This window comes from Streptomyces sp. NPDC052299 (assembly GCF_040679335.1).
Lineage (GTDB): Bacteria > Actinomycetota > Actinomycetes > Streptomycetales > Streptomycetaceae > Streptomyces.
In genome coordinates this window covers 1-22,965 of record NZ_JBFAUP010000018.1, presented here as the reverse complement: position 1 = coordinate 22,965, position 22,965 = coordinate 1, and the positions used below count along the sequence as shown (strand labels likewise).

Below are 22,965 nucleotides of genomic sequence, written 5' to 3'. Positions count from 1 at the left end.
CCGCCCGGGGCGGGTGGGCCCCGGGTGGCGTCAGTGCCGTTCGGCCTTGGCGCTGCGCGACATGAGCTCCTTGACCGCGACCTTCGGCGGCTTGCCCTCGTGGACGATGCCGACGATGGTCTCGGTCAGCGGCATCTCCACGCCGTGCCTGCGCGCCAGGTCGAGCACCGATTCGCAGGACTTGACGCCCTCGGCGGTCTGCTTGGTGGCGGCGATGGTCTCCTGGAGCGTCATGCCCCGGCCGAGGTTGGTGCCGAAGGTGTGGTTGCGCGAGAGCGGCGAGGAGCAGGTCGCCACCAGGTCGCCGAGCCCGGCGAGTCCGGAGAACGTCAGCGGGTCGGCGCCCATGGCCGCGCCCAGCCGGATCGTCTCGGCGAGGCCCCGGGTGATGAGCGAGCCCTTGGCGTTGTCGCCGAGCCCCATGCCGTCCGCGATGCCGACGGCGAGGCCGATGACGTTCTTGACGGCGCCGCCGAGTTCGCAGCCGACCACGTCGGTGCTGGTGTACGGGCGGAAGTACGGGGTGTGGCAGGCGGCCTGGAGGCGCTGAGCGACCGACTCGTCCCGGCAGGCGACGACGGCCGCGGCGGGGCGTCGTTCGGCGATCTCCTTGGCGAGGTTGGGCCCGGTGATGACGGCGATGCGGTCCGGGGACACGTGGGTGACGTCCTCGATGACCTCGCTCATCCGCTTGGCGGTGCCGAGTTCGACGCCCTTCATCAGGGAGACCAGCACCGTCTGCGGTTCCAGGTGCGGCGCCCAGTCGGCGAGATTGGCGCGCAGCGTCTGGGAGGGCACGACGAGCACCGCGTAGTCGGCGCCGCGCAGCGCCTCGGCCGCGTCCGTGGTGGCCCGGACCGAGGCGGGCAGTTCGATGCCCGGCAGGTACTCGGGGTTGGTACGGGTGGTGTTGACGGCCTCCGCGACCTCGGCCCGGCGGCCCCAGAGCGTCACTTCGCAGCCCGCGTCCGCGAGGACGACGGCGAAGGCGGTACCCCAGGAGCCGGTTCCGAAGACGGCGGCCTTCGGGGGGTGCGTCACGTGAGTCCCTCTCCTTGGGCCTTGCGCCGCTGTTCGGCCCGGGCCTTGCGGTGATCGTAGGGCTCGGCGGGCGCCTGCTCCCCGCGGATCTCCTCCAGTTGCGCGGTGACCGCCCGCATGATCACCTCGGTGGCCTCGCGCAGCACCTCGGGCGTCGGCTCCTGGTCGTAGAACCGGGAGAGGTCGACGGGCGGCCCGGCCTTGACCCGGAGGGTCTTGCGGGGCAGGAGACGGACCTTCTTCTCGGTGGCGTAGGGCGGCATCACCTCGTTGGCGCCCCACTGCGCGACCGGGATGACGGGGGCCCGGGTCATCAACGCGACGCGGGCGGCGCCGGTCTTGCCGGCCATCGGCCACATGTCGGGGTCCCGGGTGAGGGTGCCCTCGGGGTAGAAGCAGACGCACTCGCCGCGCTCGATGGCGCCGACGGCGGCCCGGAAGGCGTCCATCGCGTTGGTGGTCTCGCGGTAGACGGGGATCTGGCCGGTGCCGCGCAGCATCGTGCCGATGAAGGCGCCCTTGAAGAGTCCCGCCTTGGCCAGAAAACGCGGCACCCGGCCGGTGTTGTACTGGAAGTGCCCGTACGAGAGCGGGTCCAGGTACGAGTTGTGGTTGACCGCTGTGATGAATCCGCCGTCGGCCGGAATGTGTTCCGTTCCCCGCCAGTCGCGCTTGAACAGAACCACCAGCGGCGGTTTCGCGATGACCGCCGCCAGGCGGTACCAGAAGCCGATTCTGCGGCGGGACACTCGGACACCTTTCCTCTGTGAACAAGACCGTGGAGCTGTCTGCTGCCTGACTACCGAGGGTCAAGTCTCGCCCCAGGCCCCTGCTCTGTCGAGAACACCGTACGCCTCGCCCCGGGGAGCGACCCTCCGGGTCGGCGCACCGGCAGGCGAGAATAGGCGGCGATGCGTATCGAGGGAGGGACCGCCACGAACACCGACCCGGCCGGGCGCTGGTCCCTGGTCGTCCCGTTGAAGCCCCTGGCGCTGGCCAAGAGCAGGCTGGCGCCCGCCTCCGGCGCGCTGTTGCGCCCCCGGCTCGCCCTCGCCTTCGCCCGTGACACGGTGGCCGCCGCGCTGTCCTGCCCGGATGTGGCGGATGTGGTGGTCGTCACGGACGACACGGTGGCGGGGGCGGCGCTGGCCGCGCTCGGCGCCCTGGTCGTGCCCGATGCCCCGGGGGCGGGTCTCAACGCGGCCCTCGCGCACGGTGAGCGGGCGGTCCGGGCGGGCAGGCCGGGGGCGCGGCTGGCCGCGCTCAACGCGGATCTGCCCGCACTGCGCCCGACGGAATTGTCCCGGGTCCTCGAATTCTCGGCCGCTTTTCCCCGCGCATTTGTTCCCGATGCGGCGGGAATCGGGACGACATTTCTGTCGGCTGCTCCGGAAGTGGAATTGCGGCCCGCATTCGGCGGCCCGTCCCGGGTGCGCCATCTGGCGTCGGGCGCGGTGGAAATCACGCTGCCGGGGATCGATTCGGTGCGCCGGGACGTGGACACCGGCGAGGATCTGCGGGTGGCGCTGGAGCTGGGCGTCGGCCCGTTCACGGCGGGCCGCTGGGCCGCCGGGGCGTTCGCACCGGACCGATAGTCTGCACCCATGCAGGCGACCTCGTACACGTACGACCCCGAGACGCGGAGCGGCAGTGTGCTGCTCGATGACGGCACCCCGGTGGACTTCGACGCGGCGGCCTTCGACGCGGGCGGTCTGCGGCTGCTGCGGCCGGGCCAGCGGGTGCGGATCGAGGGTGAGGGCGAGGGGGCCGGGCTGCGGATCAGCCTGGTGACGCTGCAGACGTTCTGAGCCCTGCGGGCCCTTCCCCGGCAGCGGCTCCCCCGGACAGCCCGCGGGCCGGGCTCCCCGGGGGGAGCCCGGCCCGGCGCGTGTGGGGGCCTGTGCGGCCCGGTCTCACTTCTTGCGCGCGGTGGCCTTCTTGGCCGTGGTCTTGCGCGCGGTGGTCTTCTTCGCGGGCGCCTTCTTCGCCGTGGTCTTCTTGGCGGGCGCGGTCTTGGCGGCGGTGGTCTTCTTCGCCGCCGTGGACTTCGCCGCCGGGGTGGCCTTCTTCGCGGCGGCCGTCGTCGTCTTCTTCGCCGGCGACGCCTTCTTCGCGGTGGTCTTCTTGGCCGCGGCGGTGGTCTTCTTCGCCGGGGTGGCCTTCGTGGCGGTGGCCTTCTTCGCCACGGCCTTCTTCGCGGTGGCCTTCTTCGCGGCGGCCTTGGCCGTCGTACGGGCGGAAGAACCGCCGGAGAGGCTGCCCTTGGGGGCCTTCTTCACGGCCACGTCGTTCTTGGGGAGCTTCTTGGAGCCGCTGACCAGGTCCTTGAAGCCCTGACCCGCGCGGAAGCGGGGCACCGAGGTCTTCTTGACCCGCACGCGCTCACCCGTCTGCGGGTTGCGGGCGTAGCGGGCGGGGCGGTCCACCTTCTCGAACGAGCCGAAGCCGGTGACCGAGACCCGGTCGCCCGCGACAACCGCACGGACGATCGCGTCGAGCACCGCGTCGACGGCGTCCGCGGCCTGCTGCCGGCCGCCGACCTTGTCGGCAATCGCTTCTACGAGCTGCGCCTTGTTCACGTCTTCCCCTTCGGAGACATTGCCGGAACGAATCTGTCCGGCTTTTTCGCACGTTAGGCAGATATATACCGCAAATCAAACACGAAACGGGCTAATCACCCTAGTGCCGCAACGAAGTCGACCGCTGCGCAGTTCTGCGGAGTCAGTCACCTTCGGGGAATCGGCCCTCGTCGAGGTCCTTCATCAACCGGTCCAGACGCCTTGCCGCGCCCGGGAGATCGTGCTTCGCCGTGGCCGTGACGACCAACAGCTTCCGGTTCAACGCCATCCTTACGCCGTCCGGGACTTGCAGTGCGCGCACCCGGGAGTGCGCTTCCTTCAATTGGTCGGCGACTTGGCCGTAAATCTTGAGTTGGCTGTCGCGTTCCATGCACCGATTGTGCCATCTGGGGCGAGTTGTCGCCCGACGGGGTCCCAACAAACGACTGCGCCCCCTACCAGATGGCAGGGGGCGCAGTCCTGAAAACGCGCTGATCAGGCCGGAATTGTGCGGGGCTTGTGGGCCGGCCGGGCCGCCTCGTAAGCCGCGATGCCGGCTTCGTTCTGAAGGGTGAGGCTGATGTCGTCCAGGCCGTTCAGCAGCCGCCAGCGGGCGTTCTCGTCCAGCTCGAAGTCGGCGGTGACGCCCTCGGCGCGGACCTGCCGGGCCTCCAGGTCGACCGTCACCTCGGCCGTCGGGTCCGCCTCCGTCAGCTCCCAGAGGGCGTCGACGGTCTTCTGGTCCAGGACCACGGTCAGCAGACCGTTCTTCAGCGAGTTGCCGCGGAAGATGTCGGCGAACCGGGACGAGATGACGGCCTTGAAGCCGTAGTTCTGCAGGGCCCAGACCGCGTGCTCGCGGGAGGAGCCGGTGCCGAAGTCGGGGCCGGCCACCAGGACCGACGCGCCCTGGCGCTCGGGGCGGTTGAGGACGAAGTTCCCGTCCTTGCGCCAAGCCTCGAAGAGGCCGTCCTCGAAGCCGTCCCGGGTGACCTTCTTGAGCCAGTGGGCGGGGATGATCTGGTCGGTGTCGACGTTGCTGCGGCGCAGCGGAACGGCCCGGCCGGTGTGCGTGGTGAAGGCTTCCATGGTCATCGGACTCCGGCGGGCGTACGGGTGTCGGACAGGTCGGCGGGCGAGGCCAGGTGGCCCAGCACCGCGGTGGCGGCGGCCACCTGTGGGGAGACCAGGTGCGTACGGCCGCCCTTGCCCTGCCGCCCCTCGAAGTTGCGGTTCGAGGTGGAGGCGGCGCGCTCGCCGGGGGCCAGCCGGTCGGGGTTCATGCCGAGGCACATCGAGCAGCCCGCGTGCCGCCATTCGGCTCCGGCGGCGGTGAAGACCTTGTCCAGGCCCTCGTCGACCGCTTGGAGGGCGACCCGGACGGAGCCCGGGACCACCAGCATCCGTACGCCGTCGGCGACTTTGCGGCCGTCCAGGACCGCGGCGGCGTTGCGCAGGTCCTCGATGCGGCCGTTGGTGCAGGAGCCTACGAAGACGGTGTCGACGCCGATCTCGCGCAGCGGCTGGCCCGCGGTCAACCCCATGTACTCCAGGGCCTTTTCGGCGGCGTGGCGCTCCGACGCGTCCTCGTACGAAGCCGGGTCGGGGACGTTGGCCGACAGGGGCGCGCCCTGGCCGGGGTTGGTGCCCCAGGTGACGAACGGCGCCAGCTCGGCGGCCTCGATGACCACCTCGGCGTCGAAGACCGCGTCGTCGTCGGTGCGCAGCGTCTTCCAGTACGCGACGGCGGCGTCCCAGTCCTCGCCCCGGGGGGCGTGGTCGCGGCCCTTCAGGTAGTCGAAGGTGGTCTGGTCGGGGGCGATCATGCCCGCCCGCGCACCGGCCTCGATCGACATGTTGCAGATGGTCATCCGGGCCTCCATCGAGAGCTTCTCGATGGCGGAGCCGCGGTATTCGAGGATGTAGCCCTGGCCGCCGCCAGTACCGATCCGGGCGATGATTGCCAGGATCAGGTCCTTGGCGGTGACGCCGTCGGGCAGTTCGCCGTCGACGGTGATCGCCATCGTCTTCGGGCGGGCCATCGGCAGCGTCTGGGTGGCCAGCACGTGCTCGACCTGGCTGGTGCCGATGCCGAACGCGAGGGCACCGAAGGCGCCGTGCGTGGACGTGTGGGAGTCGCCGCAGACCACGGTGGTGCCGGGCTGGGTCAGGCCCAGCTGCGGGCCGACCACGTGCACGACGCCCTGCTCGACGTCGCCCAGCGGGTGCAGCCGCACACCGAACTCCGCGCAGTTCTTCCGCAGCGTCTCCAGCTGGGCGCGGGAGACCGGGTCGGCGATCGGCCTGTCGATGTCGAGGGTCGGGGTGTTGTGGTCCTCGGTGGCGATGGTGAGATCGAGCCGCCGCACCGGGCGTCCGGCCTGCCGCAGGCCGTCGAACGCCTGGGGGCTGGTCACCTCGTGCAGCAGGTGCAGATCGATGAAGAGGAGGTCGGGTTCGCCCTCGGCGCGCAGGACGACATGGTCGTCCCAAACCTTCTCCGCGAGTGTCCTACCCATCGCTTTCCCTCCGGCCGACGCCATCGCCGGCCCAACTAGAGATTCGGTGCACCTCCGCCCGGCCCCCTGTACGGGGCGGTGGCTGCGGTCCGTTGTGGGGCCGCCGGTACAGGTTGGCAACTTCGGGGGAGAATTGAACTTGCGTTTCACAGAGTGAGACGCGAGTATCGTCGTATGGACAACTCTAGCGGCGTCGGCGTTCTCGACAAGGCGGCTCTGGTACTGAGCGCCCTCGAATCCGGGCCGGCCACCCTCGCCGGGCTGGTCGCGGCGACCGGGCTCGCACGACCCACGGCCCACCGGCTGGCCGTGGCACTGGAACACCACCGGATGGTGGCGAGGGACATGCAGGGCCGTTTCATCCTCGGCCCCCGGCTTTCCGAGCTGGCGGCGGCGGCCGGCGAGGACCGCCTCCTGGCCACGGCCGGGCCGGTGCTCACGCATCTGCGCGACATCACCGGCGAGAGCGTCCAGCTCTACCGGCGCCAGGGCGACATGCGCATCTGCGTCGCGGCGGCGGAGCGGCTGTCCGGACTGCGCGACACCGTGCCGGTCGGCTCCACGCTGACCATGAAGGCGGGCTCCTCCGCGCAGATCCTGATGGCCTGGGAGGAGCCGGAGCGGCTGCACCGCGGCCTCCAGGGCGCCCGCTTCACCGCGACGGCGCTCTCCGGCGTACGGCGGCGCGGCTGGGCCCAGTCGATCGGTGAGCGCGAGCCGGGCGTGGCCTCGGTCTCCGCCCCGGTGCGCGGCCCGTCGAACCGCGTGGTCGCCGCCGTCTCGGTCTCCGGACCGATCGAGCGGCTGACCCGCCACCCGGGCCGGATGCACGCCCAGGCGGTCATCGACTCGGCGGCCCGGCTGAGCGAGGCGCTGCGCCGCAGCGGCTGAGCCCCGGCCACGCCTCCTTCCCTCCCCAGGCCGCCCCAGCGTCGTGGCGGCCCCCTTCTCCAGAGCCCGTTCGGCCCTTGGCCTCCGTCGCGAGTACGGAGCGGAGCGGCCCTCGGGCCGCATACGAGCGAAAGGCCCTTCACCGGAGTGAAGGGCCTTTCGTTTCTTGCCTGTTGTACCCCCGACCGGATTCGAACCGGCGCTACTGCCGTGAGAGGGCAGCGTGCTAGGCCGCTACACAACGGGGGCTTGTCCTACAACTTGCTCTGTACTGCGCTGGGCTACCAGGACTCGAACCTAGAATGACGGTACCAGAAACCGTAGTGTTGCCAATTACACCATAGCCCATGGTGTTGCAAGTACCCCCGACCGGATTCGAACCGGCGCTACTGCCGTGAGAGGGCAGCGTGCTAGGCCGCTACACAACGGGGGCCCTAGCGATCCTGCATCGAGACCGTGGGTGCGACCCAGATGATCTCGCGGGAAGGATCTGTACCCCCGACCGGATTCGAACCGGCGCTACTGCCGTGAGAGGGCAGCGTGCTAGGCCGCTACACAACGGGGGCTTGTCTTACAACTTGCTCTGTACTGCGCTGGGCTACCAGGACTCGAACCTAGAATGACGGTACCAGAAACCGTAGTGTTGCCAATTACACCATAGCCCACTGAAACGCAACCCCTGAGGGTCTTGTTTCTGTCTGCGCTTCCCGGCCGGATCTTTCGGCCCGCTCGGGCGGCGCAGAAAGAACATTACCCGAAGGTGTCCGACGCTCCAAAACGGGTATTGCCCGCGAGCAGCCCCGGCAGTCCGCCGAGCCCGGTGATCCGGACCAGCTCGGGCCGCCCTCCCCTGCCGCGCCGGTCCAGCCAGACGCCCGCGAGACCGGCGGCGGTGGCCCCGGCGGCGTCGATGTCGGGTTCGTCCCCGACGTACAGCACCTCGTGCGCGTCGAGCCCCAGCGCCTCGCAGGAGGCCAGGAACGCCCCCGGGTCCGGCTTGGAGACGCCCAGCTCGGCCGCGCACAGCAGGGACTCGAACCGGTCGCGCACCCCGAGCACGGTCAGCTTCCGGTGCTGCGGCTCCTGGGCCGAGTTGGACAGCACGGCGTGCCGGTACGTCCCCGCAAGGGCGTCGAGGGCCGGGACGGCGTCCGGGAAGAGCGCCCAGGCGGACTCGTAGTGCGCGACATGGCGGGCGAACCAGGCATCGGCCTCGTCGTCGTCCAGCGCCCGCCCCAGGAACTCCCTGGCCCGGTCCCGTCGCTGCCCCTGCCAGTCGGTCTCCCCGGCGGAGAACCGCGCCCAGTGCCGCCGCGTGACCCGCTGCCACGCCTCGACGGCCTCCTCGGCCGACGCGTAGCCCGGAGGCAGTCCCTCCGCCGCGAGGTGCCGGGCCATCCCGGTGGCCGAGGCCGCCGTGTGATCGAACAACGTGTCGTCGATGTCCCAGAGGACGGCTCTGATGGGCATGGCCCGACTCTACGCGCGGCCCCGTACGACGGGACGGGCCCGGCGGCCGCGCTGTGCGGCTGCCGGGCCCGTCCCGTGCGTCGGTGCGGCGTTACGCGGCCAGCTTGGCCAGGGCCGCGTCGATGCGGGCGATCGTCTTCTCGCGGCCCAGGATCTCCAGGGACTCGAAGAGCGGGAGGCCGATCGTCCGGCCGGTGACCGCCACCCGGACCGGGGCCTGGGCCTTGCCGAGCTTCAGGCCGTGCTGCTCGCCGGCGGCGAGGACGGCGGCCTTGAGGGCGTCCGCGTTCCAGTCGGCGGCGATGAGCTCGGCGCGGGCGGTGACGAGGAGGGCGTCGGAGCCCTCCTTCATCGCCTTGGCCCAGGACGCCTCGTCGTGCACCGGCTCGTCGAGGAACAGGAAGTCCACGTTGGCGGTGATCTCGGAGAGCACCGTCACCCGGGTCTGGGCGTGCGGGGCGATCTCGGCGAAGACCGCCGCGTCGAAGGACTCCGGGGCCCAGGGTGCGAACGGCGCCCGGAGCCACGGGCCGCACGCCTCGGTGAAGGTCTTCACGTCGAGGCGGCGGATGTGCTCCGCGTTGATGTGCTCGCACTTCTTGAGGTCGAAGCGGGCCGGGTTGGCGTTGACGTCCTTGATGTCGAAGGCGGCGACCATCTCGTCGATGTCGAAGATGTCGCGGTCCTCGGCGATCGACCAGCCCAGCAGCGAGAGGTAGTTGAGCAGCCCCTCGCGGACGAAGCCGCGCTCGCGGTAGAGGTTGAGCGAGGCCTGCGGGTCGCGCTTGGAGAGCTTCTTGTTGCCCTCGCCCATCACGTACGGCAGGTGCCCGAAGGCGGGGGTGTCCTTGGCGATGCCCAGCTCGATGAGCGCCCGGTAGAGGGCGATCTGGCGCGGGGTGGAGGAGAGCAGGTCCTCGCCGCGCAGGACGTGGGTGATCTCCATCAGCGCGTCGTCCACCGGGTTGACCAGCGTGTAGAGCGGGGCGCCGTTGGCGCGGACGATGCCGTAGTCCGGGACGTTCTCCGGCTGGACGGTGATGTCGCCGCGGACCAGGTCCGTGAAGGTGATGGCCTCGTCGGGCATCCGGAAGCGGACGATCGACGTGCGCCCCTCGGCCTCGTACGCGGCCTTCTGCTCGGCGGTCAGCTCGCGGCAGTGGCCGTCGTAGCCGGACGGGCGGCCGGCGGCGCGGGCGGCGTCGCGGCGGGTGTCCAGCTCCTCCGTGGTGCAGTAGCAGTGGTACGCGTAACCACCGGCGAGCAGCTTCTCCGCGACGTCCTTGTAGATGTCCATCCGCTGCGACTGGCGGTACGGGGCGTGCGGGCCGCCCACCTCGGGGCCCTCGTCCCAGTCCAGGCCGAGCCAGCGCATCGCGTCGAGGAGCTGCTCGTACGACTCCTCGGAGTCGCGCGCCGCGTCGGTGTCCTCGATGCGGAAGACCAGGGTGCCCTGGTGGTGCCGGGCGAAGGCCCAGTTGAAGAGGGCCGTCCGGACCAGGCCGACGTGCGGGTTGCCGGTCGGGGAGGGACAGAAACGTACACGTACTGCTGCGTTAGCCACGCTTGATCACCTTGTTGGTGAGAGTGCCGATGCCTTCGATGGTGACGGCGACCTCGTCGCCGACATGGAGGGGTCCGACCCCTGCGGGGGTGCCGGTGAGGATCACATCGCCCGGAAGCAGCGTCATGGCTTCCGTGATGTGGACGACCAGGTCCTCGATGGACCGGATCATGTCGCTCGTCCGGCCGAGCTGGCGTTGCTCGCCGTTGACCGTGGCCTGGATGGCGAGGTCGCCGGGGTCGAGGTCGGTCTCCACCCAGGGGCCGAGGGGGCAGGAGGTGTCGAAGCCCTTGGCCCGGGCCCACTGCTTCTCCCGCTCCTGGGCGTCGCGGGCGGTGACGTCGTTGGCGCAGGTGTAGCCGAAGATGACGTCCTTGACCCGCTCGCGCGGCACTTCGCGGCACATCCGGCCGATGACCACGGCCAGCTCGGCCTCGTGGTGGACCTCGTCGGAGAAGGAGGGGTACTCGATGGCGTCGCCGGAGCCGATCACCGAGGTGGTGGGCTTGAAGAAGGCGACGGGGACGTCGGGGACCTCGTTGCCGAGTTCGGCGGCGTGCTCCGCGTAGTTGCGGCCGATGGCCACGACCTTGTTGGGGAGCACGGGCGGCAGCAGCCGCACCTTGTTCAGCGGGACCTTGGTCCCGGAGAGCTCGAACTCGGAGTACGGGATGCCCTTGATGATGTCGAGGACGAGACCGTCGGGCCCGTCGCCCTCGACCGCGCCGAAGGCGACATTGCCGTCGATGGAGAACCTGGCGATGCGCACGGGTTGCTGTCGCCCCTCACTGCTTGCTGGGTGCCTGAATAAGACTGACGCTCCAGGCTAGCGCGGGTGAGGGGCGGGGCCGTGCGGGATTACTCCGTGGTGGCGGTGACGGCGGCGGGGGCCGTCATCAGGATCGTGCGGCGCGGGTTGGCGGTCTGCGTCGGCAGCTGGACCGGGTGCTCCGGGAGTTCCGCCGTCTGCAGCGCCTCGGCGTCCTTGAGGTGCGCCAGCGTGGTGCGGCGGGGGTTGGCGAGGTTGCGGAGCGGAGTCGTGTTCATCTGCCGTACGGCCCTGTCGTCGGGGCGCCGCCCGTACGAGAGGGGGCGCCGGTTGTCGGTTCTGCCATCCCAGTAAAGCGTCAGGCTAAACATTCAATTCCCTCCGGCGGCCCGGAAAAGACGGCGATCTTCATGTGAGTTTGCTCACGAACACTGGGACAATCACCCCAATCCAGGCACGTGGTCCGGACCTTCGAAACAGACATGTCACCCCTGAACCACCCATTCCGCTCCTGATCATGGCGACTGGGACACGCCTCGCCCCGTTCGGACTCACCCCCAATGGTCCGGAATGTCCGCGAACCGCCTCCACCGCTTGTTACGCATCCATCACACGGTGTCACGCAGGTCACAGCCCGGCACCTGGCCCTTGTTGGAGATCCGGCACTGTGCTGAAATTCCACGCACCGCCGCGGGTTTCAAGCCGGCGCGCAGGGGGCGCAACGCAGCGCCGAGTGGCGGCGGGAAGGGGAAGAGCGCCGGTCACTCAACGACCACCATGGGGCGGGACAACGCCCCACCACGCCGACACCGTTTTCTCCGTTCACGACGGAGGAACGCCTGGTCCAGAGGTTGCGACGCTAGTGCAGGGACGTTTCAAGAGGGATGGCAGCGCTGCGGCGGAACAGGAGCCGCGCGGCGGGACCGACCGCGGTTCCTCGCCCCAGCACGCCCAGAACCCCGGATCGGCCGCGGCCGGTGACCAGGGCGACCGCGACCGGCGCCCCGGCTCCGCTCCGGCCGGCGGCGAGCCCGAGAAGGCCGCCGCGCCCAAGCCCCGGGGCCCCGTCAACACGGGCTCACGGGTAGCTCTCCGCAACTGGCGCATCAGCACCCGCCTGGTGTCCCTGCTCGCCCTCCCCGTGGTCGCCGCGACCACGCTGGGTGGTCTGCGCATCAACGACTCCCTGAACGACATCCAGCAGCTGGAGCACATGCAGCTGCTGACCGAGATGACGAAGCAGGCGACCTCGCTGGCGCAGGCGCTCCAGGAGGAGCGCGACCAGACGGCCGGTCCGCTGTCGAACGACGTGCCCGCGACCGACTTCAAGATCACCACGCCCCGGGAGAAGACCGACAAGGCCCAGCTGGCGTTCCTCGCGAGCACGAGCGAGATCGGCGACACCGCCGGTGACGACACGCTGGAGAGCATCCACACCAGCATCCAGCAGATCGCCACCCGGCTCAGCTCCATCCGCGACACCCGCAAGCACGCGTACGAGAAGGGCAGTCCGGCCCTCCAGACGGTCGACGCCTACAGCCAGCTGATCACCTCGCTGCTGAGCCTGTCCCAGGACATGGCCCAGGCGACCAGCAGCCCCGAGATGATCAAGCGGACCCGTGCGCTGGCGGCGTTCTCCTCCGCCAAGGAGTACGCCTCGATCCAGCGCGCGATCATCGCCGCCGCGCTGCCCACCAGCGACGAGATGAAGCCCGATCTCGACCGCAACGACCAGCAGTTCGGCCTGGCCGCCCGGAGCAAGGAGCAGGCGGCCCGTACGTCGTTCGAGGCGATCTACACCTCCACCGGCAACGACGCCGCCGAGCTGACCTCGACGCTGGACGAGGGCAACCCGGACATCAAGGCCGCGGACACGTACGCGCAGAAGCTGCTGGAGAACCCGCTCGCCATGGGCGGTTCCAAGGCCCGCCGCTCGTACATGAACTGGTACGACCAGGACACCGTCAAGCTCAACGCCATGAAGCGCATCGAGGAGACCCTCCTCAGCGACATGGAGGGCAAGGCGCGCGAGCTGCGCGAGGAGTCCCAGCGCGAGGCGATCATCTCCGGTGCGCTGATCCTGCTGGTGCTCGGTGTCTCGCTGGTCGGCGCCTTCGTCGTCGCCCGGTCCATGATCCGCTCGCTGCGCCGGCTGCAGGACACCGCGACCCGCGTCGCCCAGGACCGTCTGCCCGAGCTGGTCAAGCAGCTCTCCGAGTCCGACCCGCAGGACGTCGACACCTCGGTCGAGTCCGTCGGTGTGCACTCCCGCGACGAGATCGGCAAGGTGGCCGCGGCCTTCGACGACGTGCACCGCGAGGCGGTCCGTCTCGCCGCCGAGCAGGCCCTCCTGCGGGGCAACGTCAACGCGATGTTCACCAACCTCTCGCGCCGCTCGCAGGGCCTCATCCAGCGCCAGCTCTCGCTCATCTCCGAGCTGGAGTCGCGCGAGGCCGACCCGGACCAGCTCTCCTCGCTCTTCAAGCTCGACCACCTCGCGACCCGTATGCGCCGGAACGGCGAGAACCTTCTCGTCCTCGCCGGTGAGGAGCCGGGACGCCGGTGGACCCGCCCCGTGCCGCTGGTCGACGTGCTCCGCGCCGCCGCGTCCGAGGTGGAGCAGTACGAGCGCATCGAACTGGCCGCGGTGCCCGCCACCGAGGTCGCGGGCCGGGTCGTCAACGACCTCGTGCACCTGCTCGCCGAGCTGCTGGAGAACGCCACCTCGTTCTCCTCGCCCCAGACGAAGGTCCGGGTCACCGGTCACGCCCTGCCCGACGGCCGGGTGCTGGTCGAGATCCACGACACCGGCATCGGGCTCTCCCCGGAGGACCTGGCCGCGATCAACGAGCGGCTCGCCTCGCCGCCCACCGTGGACGTCTCGGTCTCCCGCCGCATGGGCCTGTTCGTGGTCGGCCGGCTCTCCCTGCGCCACGGCATCCGCATCCAGCTGCGCCCCTCGGACTCGGGCGGCACCACCGCGCTGGTCATGCTCCCGGTGGACGTCGCGCACGGCGGCCGGCAGCCGGCCCCGAAGCAGTCGCCCGGTCAGCAGTCCCCCGGCGGCCTGCTCTCCGGCGGCAACGACGCCCAGGCGGGCCGCCCCGCCGCGGGCCCCGGTCCGCAGCGCGGCCAGGTCGGCGCCGGCTCCGGCCCCCGCGCCGCGCTGCCCGCCCGCGACGGCAACCGCCCGCAGAACCCGCAGGGCGGACCCGGCGCGCAGGACTCGGCGTTCCAGAACCCGCAGGGCCGCCCGGCCCAGGACGGCCCCCGTCAGGGCGGCGGCCTGGCCGGTGCGTTCGGCGGTGCCCGGCTCGGCGCCCGGAGTCAGGGCGACGGCGGTGCGGACCCGAACCGGCCCAGCCTCTTCGACCAGCGGCGCCCCGAGCAGAACGGCCCCGCCGCTCCGCAGGCCCCGCAGCCCCAGCAGGCCCGGTTCGACCAGGCGGGCCAGGGCGGTCAGGGCGAGCGCAACGCCTTCGAGCCGCCGCGCGGTCCGGGGCAGGGCGAACGCCGGCTGCCGCCGGTCGGCGGTCCGCGCGCCGAGCTGCCCGGTGGCTCCCCGGCCCCGAGCCAGGCTCCGGACCAGAGCCAGGGCGGGCCCGGCGGCGGCTTCCCCGCCCCGCAGCGCCCGCAGACGACGAGCTGGGGCACCGACGAGCCGTCCGCGCCCCGGCGCGCCCCGCTCGACGCGCCGCGCGGTCACGAGGAGTCGGAGACCACGGGCCGCTTCCCGCAGCCGCGGGCACCGCACCTTCCGGCCGACGACCGCCAGGGGCCCGGCTCCACGGCGGAGTTCGCCCGGCCCGACTTCTCGGCGCCCGCACCGAACGCACCGCAGCGCGGTCTGCCGCAGGGCAACGGTCCCCAGCACGACGCACCGCAGGCCGGTCTGCCGCAGCGCGGCGTACCGCAGCCCAACGGCCCCCAGCACAACGGCGCGTACGGCAACGGCCCGCAGAGCCCGGACGTGACGAGCACCTCGCAGTTCGCCCGTCCGGACTTCGGTGCCCCGCAGCAGCCGGCGCCCCGGCAGCGGGACAACCAGGACTTCGGCGCGCCGCGTCCGCCCATGGGCGGCCAGGCGCCGGAGGCCCCGTACCGCCCGGCCCTGCCCGAGCAGCCGCAGCAGCCCGAGGCGCTGCCGCCCGCCGGGCCCGGCGACGGGCGCACCCCGCTGTACGACACGCTGGAGACCAACTGGTTCCGCGGTCCGCAGGCCGGTGCCCCCCAGCAGCCTCCGGCCGCCCCGGCCCAGGACTTCCCGCCGCAGCCGGCCCAGGAGCCCGTGGCTCCCGCGCCGCAGCGGACCCTCGGCGACAGCGGTGCGCAGAGCGCCTGGCGGGCGTCGCCGAACGATGAGATCGTCCGGCAGGCGGAGCGGGTAAAGAAGCCCGCGGCGGGTGGTATCACCACGTCCGGCCTGCCGCGCCGGGTCCCGCGTGCCAACCTGGTGCCGGGTACCGCCCAGCAGCAGAACAACCAGACCGGTCCGCAGGTCTCGCGCGCGCCCGATGATGTGCGCGGGCGTCTGACCAATCTCCGCCGGGGCATCCAGCAGGGGCGTCAGGCGGGCAGCGGTCAGACCGGCAGCTTCCCCCTCGGCCCCACTCACCAGCAGGAGCGTTAGTTGAGCCCGATGAGTCAGGCCGCACAGAATCTGAACTGGCTGATCACCAACTTCGTGGACAACACCCCAGGGGTGTCGCACACGGTGGTGGTCTCGGCGGACGGGCTGCTGCTGGCGATGTCCGAAGGTTTCCCGCGCGACCGCGCCGACCAGCTGGCGGCCGTCGCGTCCGGGCTGACCTCACTGACGTCCGGCGCCTCCCGGATCTTCGAGGGCGGCGCCGTCAGCCAGACCGTGGTGGAGATGGAGCGGGGCTTCCTGTTCCTGATGTCCATCTCGGACGGCTCCTCGCTGGCCGTACTGGCCCACCCCGACGCCGACATCGGTCTGGTCGGCTACGAAATGGCCCTGCTGGTGGACCGGGCGGGCACCGTCCTGACCCCGGACCTCCGCGCGGAGCTCCAGGGCAGCCTGCTCCACTAGGCGGCCGTGAACCAGTGACACAGACGATCAACCCGAAAACCGACCCTCGACCGTCCGGCCGCTTACAGCCCCCCACCGGCCCCTTCAGACGGCAAGCCGACACCCTGCTGTCACGCCCGGAGGATTCATGACCCCGCCACCCGCCTCACCCGATCCGTACGGCGCGTCGAGCCACGCGTCGTACGAAGGTGAGGGCGACCAGCCGCTGGTCCGTCCGTACGCCATGACCGGTGGACGCACCCGGCCGCGCTATCAGCTAGCGATAGAAGCACTGGTCAGCACCACGGCCGATCCCGCGCATCTGGGAACGCTGCTTCCCGAGCATCAGCGGATCTGCCATCTGTGCCGCGAGGTCAAGTCGGTGGCCGAGGTCTCGGCCCTGCTGTCGATGCCCCTCGGTGTGGCGCGGATTCTCGTCGCGGACCTGGCGGAAGCCGGCATGGTGGCCATCCACCAGCCGGGCAATGGAGAGGCCGGCGGCGCGCCGGATGTGACACTGCTCGAAAGGGTGCTCAGTGGACTTCGCAAGCTCTAACGGCGGCGCGGCGACCCGGGCCACCACCTCGGCGAAGATCGTCGTGGCCGGTGGGTTCGGCGTGGGCAAGACCACGTTCGTCGGTGCCGTCTCGGAGATCAATCCGCTGCGCACCGAAGCCGTGATGACGTCCGCCTCGGCGGGCATCGACGACCTCACGCACACCGGCGGGAAGACCACCACGACGGTGGCGATGGACTTCGGCCGCATCACGCTCGACCAGGACCTGATCCTGTACCTCTTCGGTACGCCCGGCCAGGACCGCTTCTGGTTCATGTGGGACGACCTGGTACGCGGCGCGATCGGCGCCGTCGTCCTCGTGGACACCCGCCGCCTCGCCGACTGCTTCCCCGCCGTCGACTACTTCGAGAACAGCGGCCTGCCCTTCGTCATCGCCCTCAACGGCTTCGACGGCCACCAGCCGTACACCCCCGACGAAGTGCGCGAGGCCCTGCAGATCGGCCCCGACACGCCGATCATCACCACGGACGCGCGGCACCGCGCGGACGCGAAGAGCGGCCTGATCACGCTCGTCGAGCACGCGCTGATGGCCAGGCTCAAGTAGGCACAAGTCGGAAGTGGCATACGGCAGTTACCGTAGTCACACGGGGGCGGGCTGTGTCCTTTGACACGATCCGCCCCCGTATTCATAACGTTTCGAAAGAGAATTGCCCCGCGATCGACACCGGATGCGCACGAGCGGTGTCGCTGCGCTCACATGAGCCCCGCCTTTTGGCGGGGCTCGCTCTTTATGCCCGATTTATCTGAGGCGTGAGCCACTCGGAATCGCCCATTCCGACTGTTTGGAACGCGGCCGTCAGCCGTGCTGCAATTCGACCAACTCCCGAGTAAGACCGTCCTGCAAATGGTGGGCGGATGAAGGAGCGGGGCTGGGTGCGTGCAGCTGCAAGGCGGAGGATTGAGCCAACGCGGAGCGTTGGTGATTGACGACAACGCCGCAGATGCGCGTGCCCAGCCCCGCGACGCCGCCCACCATTTGCAGGACGGTCTGAGTACGGCCCTGAACAAAACACGGCACAGCGTAGGTGCCGACGCCGAGAGGTTGTTGGTCGAGTGAGGCGTAACAACGAGGGCTCCACGGCGCAGGCGGAGCGGGGCAACTTCACCCCGCCGTCACGTGCCGCGGCGCCGTCCGCCGACGTGTCCGAAGGGGCACCGGCCGGTGGAAGCACCAGCCGGCTGTCGCCGCGCAACTGGCGGGTGCCCACCCGGCTGAACGCGATCCTCCTGATCCCGGTGCTGGTCGGCCTGGTCATGGGCGGCTTCCAGGTGAAGGGGTCCGTCGACACCTGGCAGGAGGCCCAGGACGCGGAGAAGACCGCGCTGATCGTGCGGGCCGCCGCCGAATACGGGCAGGCGCTGCTCAACGAACGCGACCTCACCGCCCAGCCGCTGCTGTCGAACAAGCGGGACGACGACGTCGTCACGCAGACCCGGGCCACCACCGACGCGGCCGCGGAGAAGTTCAACGAGGCCGTCAAGGACCTGCCGGCCAAGGAGGGTCTCCAGCGTCGCCTCAAGCTGTTCAAGGTCGAGGAGCCGAAACTCCCGCAGCTGCGCAAGGCGGCCTACACCGCGGCCATGGACCCGGTGAAGACCGAGGAGGGCTACGTCCAGGTCCAGCACTCCCTGATGGAGTTCTCCAACGAACTGGGCCTCGGCACCGGCAACATCACCAGCTACGGCCGCACCGTCTACGCGATCGAGCTGGCCAAGGCTGCAGAATCGCTTCAGCGCTCCATCGGCATGCACCTCCTGGTCCGTCCCAGCAAGGAGGACGGCAAGTTCAACGACCAGGTCAAGGCGTTCGGTTCGTACAACTACCTGGAGCAGATCGCCCTCGGCGAGTTCACCTCCGGCGGTACGGAGGCCGACGCGGCCCGGCTGCGCAAGGTCATGGAGGCCAAGGCGGCGGCCGGTGCCGCCGAGCTGAAGGAGGCCAAGGAGAAGGCCGCCGCGGCCGGCGTGCCGTTCGTGGCGCCGCCCTCCATCGACGGCTCGGTCTTCGACGGCATGGCCAAGGAGATCGGCCTCGGCAAGGACCCGGCCCAGCTGAAGGCCAAGGGGATCACCCCCGACACCTGGATGGCCGCCGCCACCGCCAAGTTCGACGGCTACACCACGGTCGAGAACGAGCTGGTCGAGAAGGCCGTGAACGAGGCCGCGGAGATCTCCTCCGACGCCCGGACCGACGCCATCGTCAACGCCTCGATCGTCGTCGTCGCCCTGCTGGCCGCGTTCCTCCTGGCCGGTCTCATGGCCCGCCAGATGAGCCGCTCGATGCGCCGGCTGCGCACCGCCGCCTTCGGGATCGCCGAGCAGCGGCTGCCCTCGCTGGTCGACCAGCTCTCGCGCACCGACCCGGGCCGCGTGGACACCCGCGTGGAGCCCATCCCGATCACCTCGCAGGACGAGATCGGCGAGGTCGCCCGCGCCTTCGACCAGGTGCACCGGGAGGCGGTCCGGCTCGCGGCCGAGCAGGCCATGCTCCGGGGCAACGTCAACGCGATCTTCACCAACCTCTCGCGCCGCAACCAGTCGCTCATCGAGGGCCAGCTGACCCTGATCACCGACCTGGAGAACAACGAGGCCGACCCGGACCAGCTGGAGAGCCTGTTCCGGCTGGACCACCTGGCGACCCGCATGCGGCGCAACGGCGAGAACCTCCTCGTCCTCGCCGGCGAGGAGCCCGGCCGTCGCTGGAACCAGCCGGTGCCGCTGGTGGACGTGTTGCGCGCCGCCTCCTCCGAGGTGGAGTCGTACGAGCGCATCGAGCTCTCCGGAGTCCCGGAGACCGAGATCCACGGCCAGTCCGTCACCGACCTCGTGCACCTGCTGGCCGAGCTGCTGGAGAACGCGACGACGTTCTCCTCGCCGCAGACCAAGGTCCGCGTCACCGCGACCCGGCTGCCCGACGGCCGCGTGATGATCGAGATCCACGACAAGGGCATCGGCCTCACCGCCGAGGACTTCGCCGACATCAACCACAAGCTGGCCAACCCGCCGACGGTGGACGCCGCGGTCTCGCAGCGCATGGGCCTGTTCGTGGTCGGCCGGCTCGCCGACCGGCACGGCATCCGCGTCCAGCTGCGTCCCTCGGGCGAGCAGGCCGGGACGACCTCGCTGGTCATGCTGCCGGACGCGATCACCCACGGTGGTGGGGGCGACGCGCCGGAGCAGGACGACTTCACCGTCTCCTCGATCATCCCGCAGCAGCAGGCGTTCGACGCGCTGCCGCACCAGCCGCAGCTGCGCACGGCCGCCGAACTCGGCTTCGACGACTCGCGTTACGACGAGGGCTCCGCGGACTCCGCCCAGCTCGACCCGGTGGGCCGCTCGCTGATGCGCGAGGAGCGCCGCGCGGCGCTGGAGGCCCAGGCCGCCGGCGCCGAGCGCCAGGCGTTCCCGGAGCAGCCCGGGCAGCCGGCCCAGCAGGCGCAGCCCGAGCAGGGCTACGCCGAGGGCGCGTACGGCCAGGACGGCTACGCCGGGAACGGTCAGGACGGCTACGCCGGGCAGCAGTACGAGGGCGGCTACGACCCGTACGCCGGGGCCGCCGGCTACCCCGCCCAGCCCGCCTACGACTCCGCCCAGGGCGGCTATCCGGAGGCGGCCTACGCGGCCCCCGAGGCGCCCGTGCAGGGCTACGACGAGCAGTACGCTGCCCAGCCCCAGCAGGAAGAGTGGGCAGATCAGGGCACGTACCAGGGCGGGTTCGAGCCGGTCGCGCAGGCCGAACCGGAATCTGCGGTGAGCGCTCCCGCCGAGCCTCAGGAGCGCGTAGGCTTCGAGCGTTCGGGCCCCGTCCCGAACACCGGCCACGAGCTGACCGAAGCCGGTCTGCCGCGCCGGGGCGGCCAGCAGCACTGGCAGCCCACCGGCCGCGGGAACGGCCGGCCGGGTGGAGCGCAGGAGCGTCCGCAGCAGCACGAACTGCCGCAGCGGCCGGTCCAGGCGCAGCAGGCCGCCGAAGGAAACGCCGGAAACGACGGCTCCGACGACTGGCGCTCGGCCAACGACGAGCGCTGGGAGCGGGCCGAGAAGCTCCGGGAGCCGAAGGCGGGCGGGATCACTCCGTCCGGTCTTCCCCGGCGCGTGCCCAAGGCCAATCTGGTCGAGGGCACCGCCGAGCAGACCCAGCAGGGCGGCCCCCAGGTCTCCCGCGCGCCGGAAGACGTGCGTGGCAGGCTGAGCAACCTGCGTCGCGGTGTCCTCCGGGGACGCAACGCGGGTACGGACACAAGTACTACCTACAACCAGGAGCGTTAGTGTGAGCCCGATGAGCCAGGCGGCGCAGAATCTGAACTGGTTGATCACCAACTTCGTGGACAACACCCCCGGGGTGTCGCACACGGTGGTGGTCTCCGCCGACGGACTCCTGCTGGCGATGTCCGAGGGATTCCCGCGCGACCGCGCGGACCAGCTGGCGGCGGTCGCCTCCGGTCTGACCTCGCTGACCGCCGGTGCCTCGCGGATCTTCGAGGGCGGCGCGGTGAATCAGACGGTTGTGGAGATGGAGCGAGGATTCCTCTTCATCATGTCCGTTTCCGACGGGTCCTCCTTGGCCGTTCTCGCACACCCGGATGCCGACATCGGCCTCATCGGGTACGAAATGGCCCTTCTGGTCGACCGCGCGGGCAGCGTTCTGACGCCGGACCTCCGTGCCGAGCTCCAGGGAAGTCTTCTTAACTAGTCTTATCCAGTAACCAGACAGTGCGTTTCGCGTCACCGCGCCATAGGGTGCGGTGGCGCGGTCCACTGGATCGGGACCGGCAGGCGGAGGAGGAATCGTGGGTACACCCCCAGGCGGGCACCAGTACGACGGTGACCGGCACGTTCCGGGTGAGCACGGGGACGAACGTTTCAACTACCCCTCCGCGCCCGGCAGACAGGGCGCTCAGCAGCCTCAGCAGCCCTACCAGCCGTACGGCCAGGGCCAGTACGGCCAGGACCAGTACGGCCAGGACCAGTACGGCCAGGCAGGGCCCGGCCTGCCGCAGCAGGAGCCTCCGCAGCCCGGGCAGCAGCCGCACCATCCCCGGCGTCCGCACCGCCTCGACGGGCCGCAGCAGCAGCCCCGCATCCAGCCGGTGCAGCCGCGGCGCGCTCCCGAGCCGGCGGCTCCGGCCGCGCACAATCCGCTGGTCCGTCCGTACGCCATGACAGGTGGCCGGACCCGACCGCGCTACCAACTCGCCATTGAGGCGTTGGTCAGTACCACGGCTGATCCGTCCCGGCTGCAAGGGCAGTTGCCCGAGCACCAGCGGATCTGCCGGCTGTGCTTCGAGATCAAGTCGGTGGCCGAGATTTCGGCCCTCCTCTCGATCCCCCTCGGCGTTGCCCGGATCCTCGTTGCCGACCTGGCCGAGGCCGGACTCGTCGCTATCCACCAGCCCGGCGGCGACGAGTCCGCCGGCGGCCAGCCAGATGTGACACTGCTCGAAAGGGTGCTCAGTGGACTTCGCAAGCTCTAGCGGCGGAGCGGCCCGCTCCACTACCTCGGCGAAGATCGTGGTGGCAGGGGGCTTCGGCGTGGGTAAGACCACGTTTGTCGGTGCCGTCTCGGAGATCAATCCGCTGCGCACCGAAGCCGTGATGACGTCCGCCTCGGCGGGCATCGACGACCTGACGCACACGGGGGACAAGACCACCACGACGGTGGCGATGGACTTCGGCCGCATCACGCTCGACCAGGACCTGATCCTGTACCTCTTCGGTACGCCCGGCCAGGACCGCTTCTGGTTCATGTGGGACGACCTGGTACGCGGCGCGATCGGCGCCGTCGTCCTCGTGGACACCCGCCGACTCGCCGACTGCTTCCCCGCCGTCGACTACTTCGAGAACAGCGGCCTGCCCTTCGTCATCGCCCTCAACGGCTTCGACGGCCACCAGCCGTACACCCCCGACGAAGTGCGCGAGGCGCTCCAGATCGGCCCCGACACGCCGATTCTGACGACGGACGCGCGGCACCGGGCGGATGCGAAGAGTGCGCTGATCACGCTCGTCGAGCACGCGCTGATGGCGCGCCTGCGGTAGGTGCCTCCCGTACGCCGAGGGCCCCGCACTCCTGGGAGTGCGGGGCCCTCGGCGTGTGCCGCTCGGCCTGGCGGCCTTGCTTGTCCTCAATCGCCGGACGGGCTTGATTTCGCCTGCGCGGCCTTGGAGTGCGCGTGCGGGCGCGAAGAGGCCCGCACAGGCTCGTGTCGGCCTGTGCGGGCCTCTTGCGTGTCAGCCCTGCCAGCTGTGCGGGGCCCTGAAGCCCGGGGTGCGCTCCAGGCGGCGCCAGCCGGCCGTGTTGCGGACGCGGACCGGGGTGGTGGTGGGCTGGGCGGCGGCGCGGGCGAGGAGAACCGCGGTGATCGCGGCCAGTTCCTCGGGGTCCGCGAGGCCCTTCTCGACGCGCAGCACGGATTCGGCGGTGGCAGTGGTCATGAGTGGGGTCTCCGTCTTCTACTGCGGGGGGTTGCCGTGCTTGCGGGCCGGCAGGTCGGCGTGCTTGGTGCGGAGCATCGCGAGCGAGGCGATCAGGACCTCGCGCGTCTCG

The 22,965-nt window shown here is 70.7% G+C and carries 22 protein-coding genes and 5 tRNA genes; 11 read left to right on the top strand and 16 right to left on the bottom strand.

Features of this window, described 5'->3' with window-relative positions; genetic code table 11:
- Nucleotides 1–30: 30 nt before the first annotated feature.
- Both AB0L33_RS26980 and AB0L33_RS26975 read right to left on the bottom strand, forming a co-directional pair.
- Nucleotides 31–1,041, bottom strand: coding sequence for an NAD(P)H-dependent glycerol-3-phosphate dehydrogenase (locus AB0L33_RS26980; protein WP_365685569.1), 1,011 nt, complete (start codon nt 1,039–1,041; stop codon nt 31–33).
- Nucleotides 1,038–1,790 carry a lysophospholipid acyltransferase family protein gene (locus AB0L33_RS26975; RefSeq protein WP_365685567.1) on the bottom strand — a complete coding sequence of 251 codons (753 nt, stop codon included), beginning with the start codon at nt 1,788–1,790 and terminating at the stop codon, nt 1,038–1,040. Before AB0L33_RS26975 ends, AB0L33_RS26980 begins: the two co-directional genes overlap by 4 nt.
- 162 nt (nt 1,791–1,952) lie before the next feature.
- Here AB0L33_RS26975 and cofC point away from each other — a divergent pair, with 162 nt between their 5' ends.
- Both cofC and AB0L33_RS26965 read left to right on the top strand, forming a co-directional pair.
- Nucleotides 1,953–2,636 carry a 2-phospho-L-lactate guanylyltransferase gene (gene cofC, locus AB0L33_RS26970; RefSeq protein WP_365685566.1) on the top strand — a complete coding sequence of 228 codons (684 nt, stop codon included), beginning with the start codon at nt 1,953–1,955 and terminating at the stop codon, nt 2,634–2,636.
- Between the two features lie 9 nt (nt 2,637–2,645).
- The gene (locus tag AB0L33_RS26965; RefSeq protein ID WP_018102423.1) at nt 2,646–2,849 is read left to right on the top strand and encodes a hypothetical protein; all 204 of its coding nucleotides are present in this window, start codon (nt 2,646–2,648) and stop codon (nt 2,847–2,849) included.
- Between the two features lie 105 nt (nt 2,850–2,954).
- Here the strand turns inward: AB0L33_RS26965 and AB0L33_RS26960 are convergent, their stop codons facing one another.
- From AB0L33_RS26960 to leuC, 4 genes are all read right to left on the bottom strand, one after another.
- Nucleotides 2,955–3,620 (bottom strand): HU family DNA-binding protein, encoded by a 666-nt coding sequence (locus tag AB0L33_RS26960; protein ID WP_365685564.1) that lies wholly within the window; start codon nt 3,618–3,620, stop codon nt 2,955–2,957.
- A 142-nt stretch (nt 3,621–3,762) separates the two neighbouring features.
- Nucleotides 3,763–3,990 carry a hypothetical protein gene (locus tag AB0L33_RS26955; protein WP_018102425.1) on the bottom strand — a complete coding sequence of 76 codons (228 nt, stop codon included), beginning with the start codon at nt 3,988–3,990 and terminating at the stop codon, nt 3,763–3,765.
- 104 nt (nt 3,991–4,094) lie between these two features.
- On the bottom strand, nt 4,095–4,688 hold the full coding sequence (gene leuD, locus AB0L33_RS26950) for a 3-isopropylmalate dehydratase small subunit (protein ID WP_365685706.1): 594 nt from the start codon (nt 4,686–4,688) through the stop codon (nt 4,095–4,097).
- A gap of 2 nt (nt 4,689–4,690) precedes the next feature.
- Nucleotides 4,691–6,118, bottom strand: a complete 1,428-nt coding sequence (leuC, locus tag AB0L33_RS26945; RefSeq protein ID WP_365685562.1) for a 3-isopropylmalate dehydratase large subunit — start codon at nt 6,116–6,118, stop codon at nt 4,691–4,693.
- A 174-nt stretch (nt 6,119–6,292) separates the two neighbouring features.
- Here leuC and ndgR point away from each other — a divergent pair, with 174 nt between their 5' ends.
- On the top strand, nt 6,293–7,009 hold the full coding sequence (gene ndgR / locus AB0L33_RS26940; protein ID WP_365685560.1) for an IclR family transcriptional regulator NdgR: 717 nt from the start codon (nt 6,293–6,295) through the stop codon (nt 7,007–7,009).
- Between the two features lie 176 nt (nt 7,010–7,185).
- On the opposite strand, the gene AB0L33_RS26935 is transcribed toward ndgR, so the two are convergent.
- The 9 genes from AB0L33_RS26935 to AB0L33_RS26895 form a co-directional block, all read right to left on the bottom strand.
- A tRNA-Glu gene (locus AB0L33_RS26935) sits at nt 7,186–7,258 on the bottom strand.
- A 27-nt stretch (nt 7,259–7,285) separates the two neighbouring features.
- Nucleotides 7,286–7,357: transfer RNA gene (locus AB0L33_RS26930), tRNA-Gln, on the bottom strand.
- A 12-nt stretch (nt 7,358–7,369) separates the two neighbouring features.
- A tRNA-Glu gene (locus tag AB0L33_RS26925) sits at nt 7,370–7,442 on the bottom strand.
- Nucleotides 7,443–7,502: 60 nt separating this feature from the next.
- Nucleotides 7,503–7,575: transfer RNA gene (locus tag AB0L33_RS26920), tRNA-Glu, on the bottom strand.
- Between the two features lie 27 nt (nt 7,576–7,602).
- Nucleotides 7,603–7,674, bottom strand: a tRNA-Gln gene (locus AB0L33_RS26915).
- Between the two features lie 85 nt (nt 7,675–7,759).
- Nucleotides 7,760–8,479 carry an HAD family hydrolase gene (locus tag AB0L33_RS26910; protein ID WP_365685559.1) on the bottom strand — a complete coding sequence of 240 codons (720 nt, stop codon included), beginning with the start codon at nt 8,477–8,479 and terminating at the stop codon, nt 7,760–7,762.
- A gap of 91 nt (nt 8,480–8,570) precedes the next feature.
- The gene (gene gltX, locus AB0L33_RS26905) at nt 8,571–10,043 is read right to left on the bottom strand and encodes a glutamate--tRNA ligase (RefSeq protein ID WP_365685557.1); all 1,473 of its coding nucleotides are present in this window, start codon (nt 10,041–10,043) and stop codon (nt 8,571–8,573) included.
- Nucleotides 10,036–10,812: a fumarylacetoacetate hydrolase family protein gene (locus tag AB0L33_RS26900; RefSeq protein WP_365685554.1), complete on the bottom strand. Its 777-nt coding sequence runs from the start codon at nt 10,810–10,812 to the stop codon at nt 10,036–10,038. The genes gltX and AB0L33_RS26900 overlap by 8 nt, the downstream gene beginning before the upstream one ends.
- Nucleotides 10,813–10,901: 89 nt before the next feature.
- A complete protein-coding gene (locus AB0L33_RS26895) occupies nt 10,902–11,090 on the bottom strand; it encodes a hypothetical protein (protein WP_365685552.1) in 189 nt (62 codons plus the stop codon).
- A gap of 584 nt (nt 11,091–11,674) precedes the next feature.
- Between AB0L33_RS26895 and AB0L33_RS26890 the strand changes: the two genes are divergently transcribed.
- The 8 genes from AB0L33_RS26890 (at nt 11,675) to AB0L33_RS26855 (ending at nt 22,457) form a co-directional block, all read left to right on the top strand.
- A complete protein-coding gene (locus tag AB0L33_RS26890) occupies nt 11,675–15,442 on the top strand; it encodes a nitrate- and nitrite sensing domain-containing protein (protein ID WP_365685550.1) in 3,768 nt (1,255 codons plus the stop codon).
- A 9-nt stretch (nt 15,443–15,451) separates the two neighbouring features.
- On the top strand, nt 15,452–15,865 hold the full coding sequence (locus tag AB0L33_RS26885; RefSeq protein WP_365685549.1) for a roadblock/LC7 domain-containing protein: 414 nt from the start codon (nt 15,452–15,454) through the stop codon (nt 15,863–15,865).
- Nucleotides 15,866–15,992: 127 nt separating this feature from the next.
- The gene (locus AB0L33_RS26880) at nt 15,993–16,400 is read left to right on the top strand and encodes a DUF742 domain-containing protein (protein WP_018521347.1); all 408 of its coding nucleotides are present in this window, start codon (nt 15,993–15,995) and stop codon (nt 16,398–16,400) included.
- Nucleotides 16,381–16,965, top strand: coding sequence for an ATP/GTP-binding protein (locus AB0L33_RS26875; protein ID WP_028444348.1), 585 nt, complete (start codon nt 16,381–16,383; stop codon nt 16,963–16,965). The genes AB0L33_RS26880 and AB0L33_RS26875 overlap by 20 nt, the downstream gene beginning before the upstream one ends.
- A 509-nt stretch (nt 16,966–17,474) precedes the next feature.
- Entirely contained in the window at nt 17,475–20,690 is a 3,216-nt protein-coding gene (locus AB0L33_RS26870) for a nitrate- and nitrite sensing domain-containing protein (RefSeq protein ID WP_365685546.1), read from the top strand.
- 10 nt (nt 20,691–20,700) lie between these two features.
- A complete protein-coding gene (locus AB0L33_RS26865; protein WP_018102439.1) occupies nt 20,701–21,114 on the top strand; it encodes a roadblock/LC7 domain-containing protein in 414 nt (137 codons plus the stop codon).
- 97 nt (nt 21,115–21,211) lie between these two features.
- Nucleotides 21,212–21,895, top strand: a complete 684-nt coding sequence (locus tag AB0L33_RS26860) for a DUF742 domain-containing protein (protein ID WP_365685545.1) — start codon at nt 21,212–21,214, stop codon at nt 21,893–21,895.
- Nucleotides 21,876–22,457 (top strand): ATP/GTP-binding protein, encoded by a 582-nt coding sequence (locus AB0L33_RS26855; RefSeq protein ID WP_014048542.1) that lies wholly within the window; start codon nt 21,876–21,878, stop codon nt 22,455–22,457. Before AB0L33_RS26860 ends, AB0L33_RS26855 begins: the two co-directional genes overlap by 20 nt.
- A gap of 192 nt (nt 22,458–22,649) precedes the next feature.
- On the opposite strand, the gene AB0L33_RS26850 is transcribed toward AB0L33_RS26855, so the two are convergent.
- Entirely contained in the window at nt 22,650–22,853 is a 204-nt protein-coding gene (locus AB0L33_RS26850; protein WP_365685543.1) for an acyl-CoA carboxylase subunit epsilon, read from the bottom strand.
- Between the last annotated feature and the right edge of the window lie 112 nt (nt 22,854–22,965).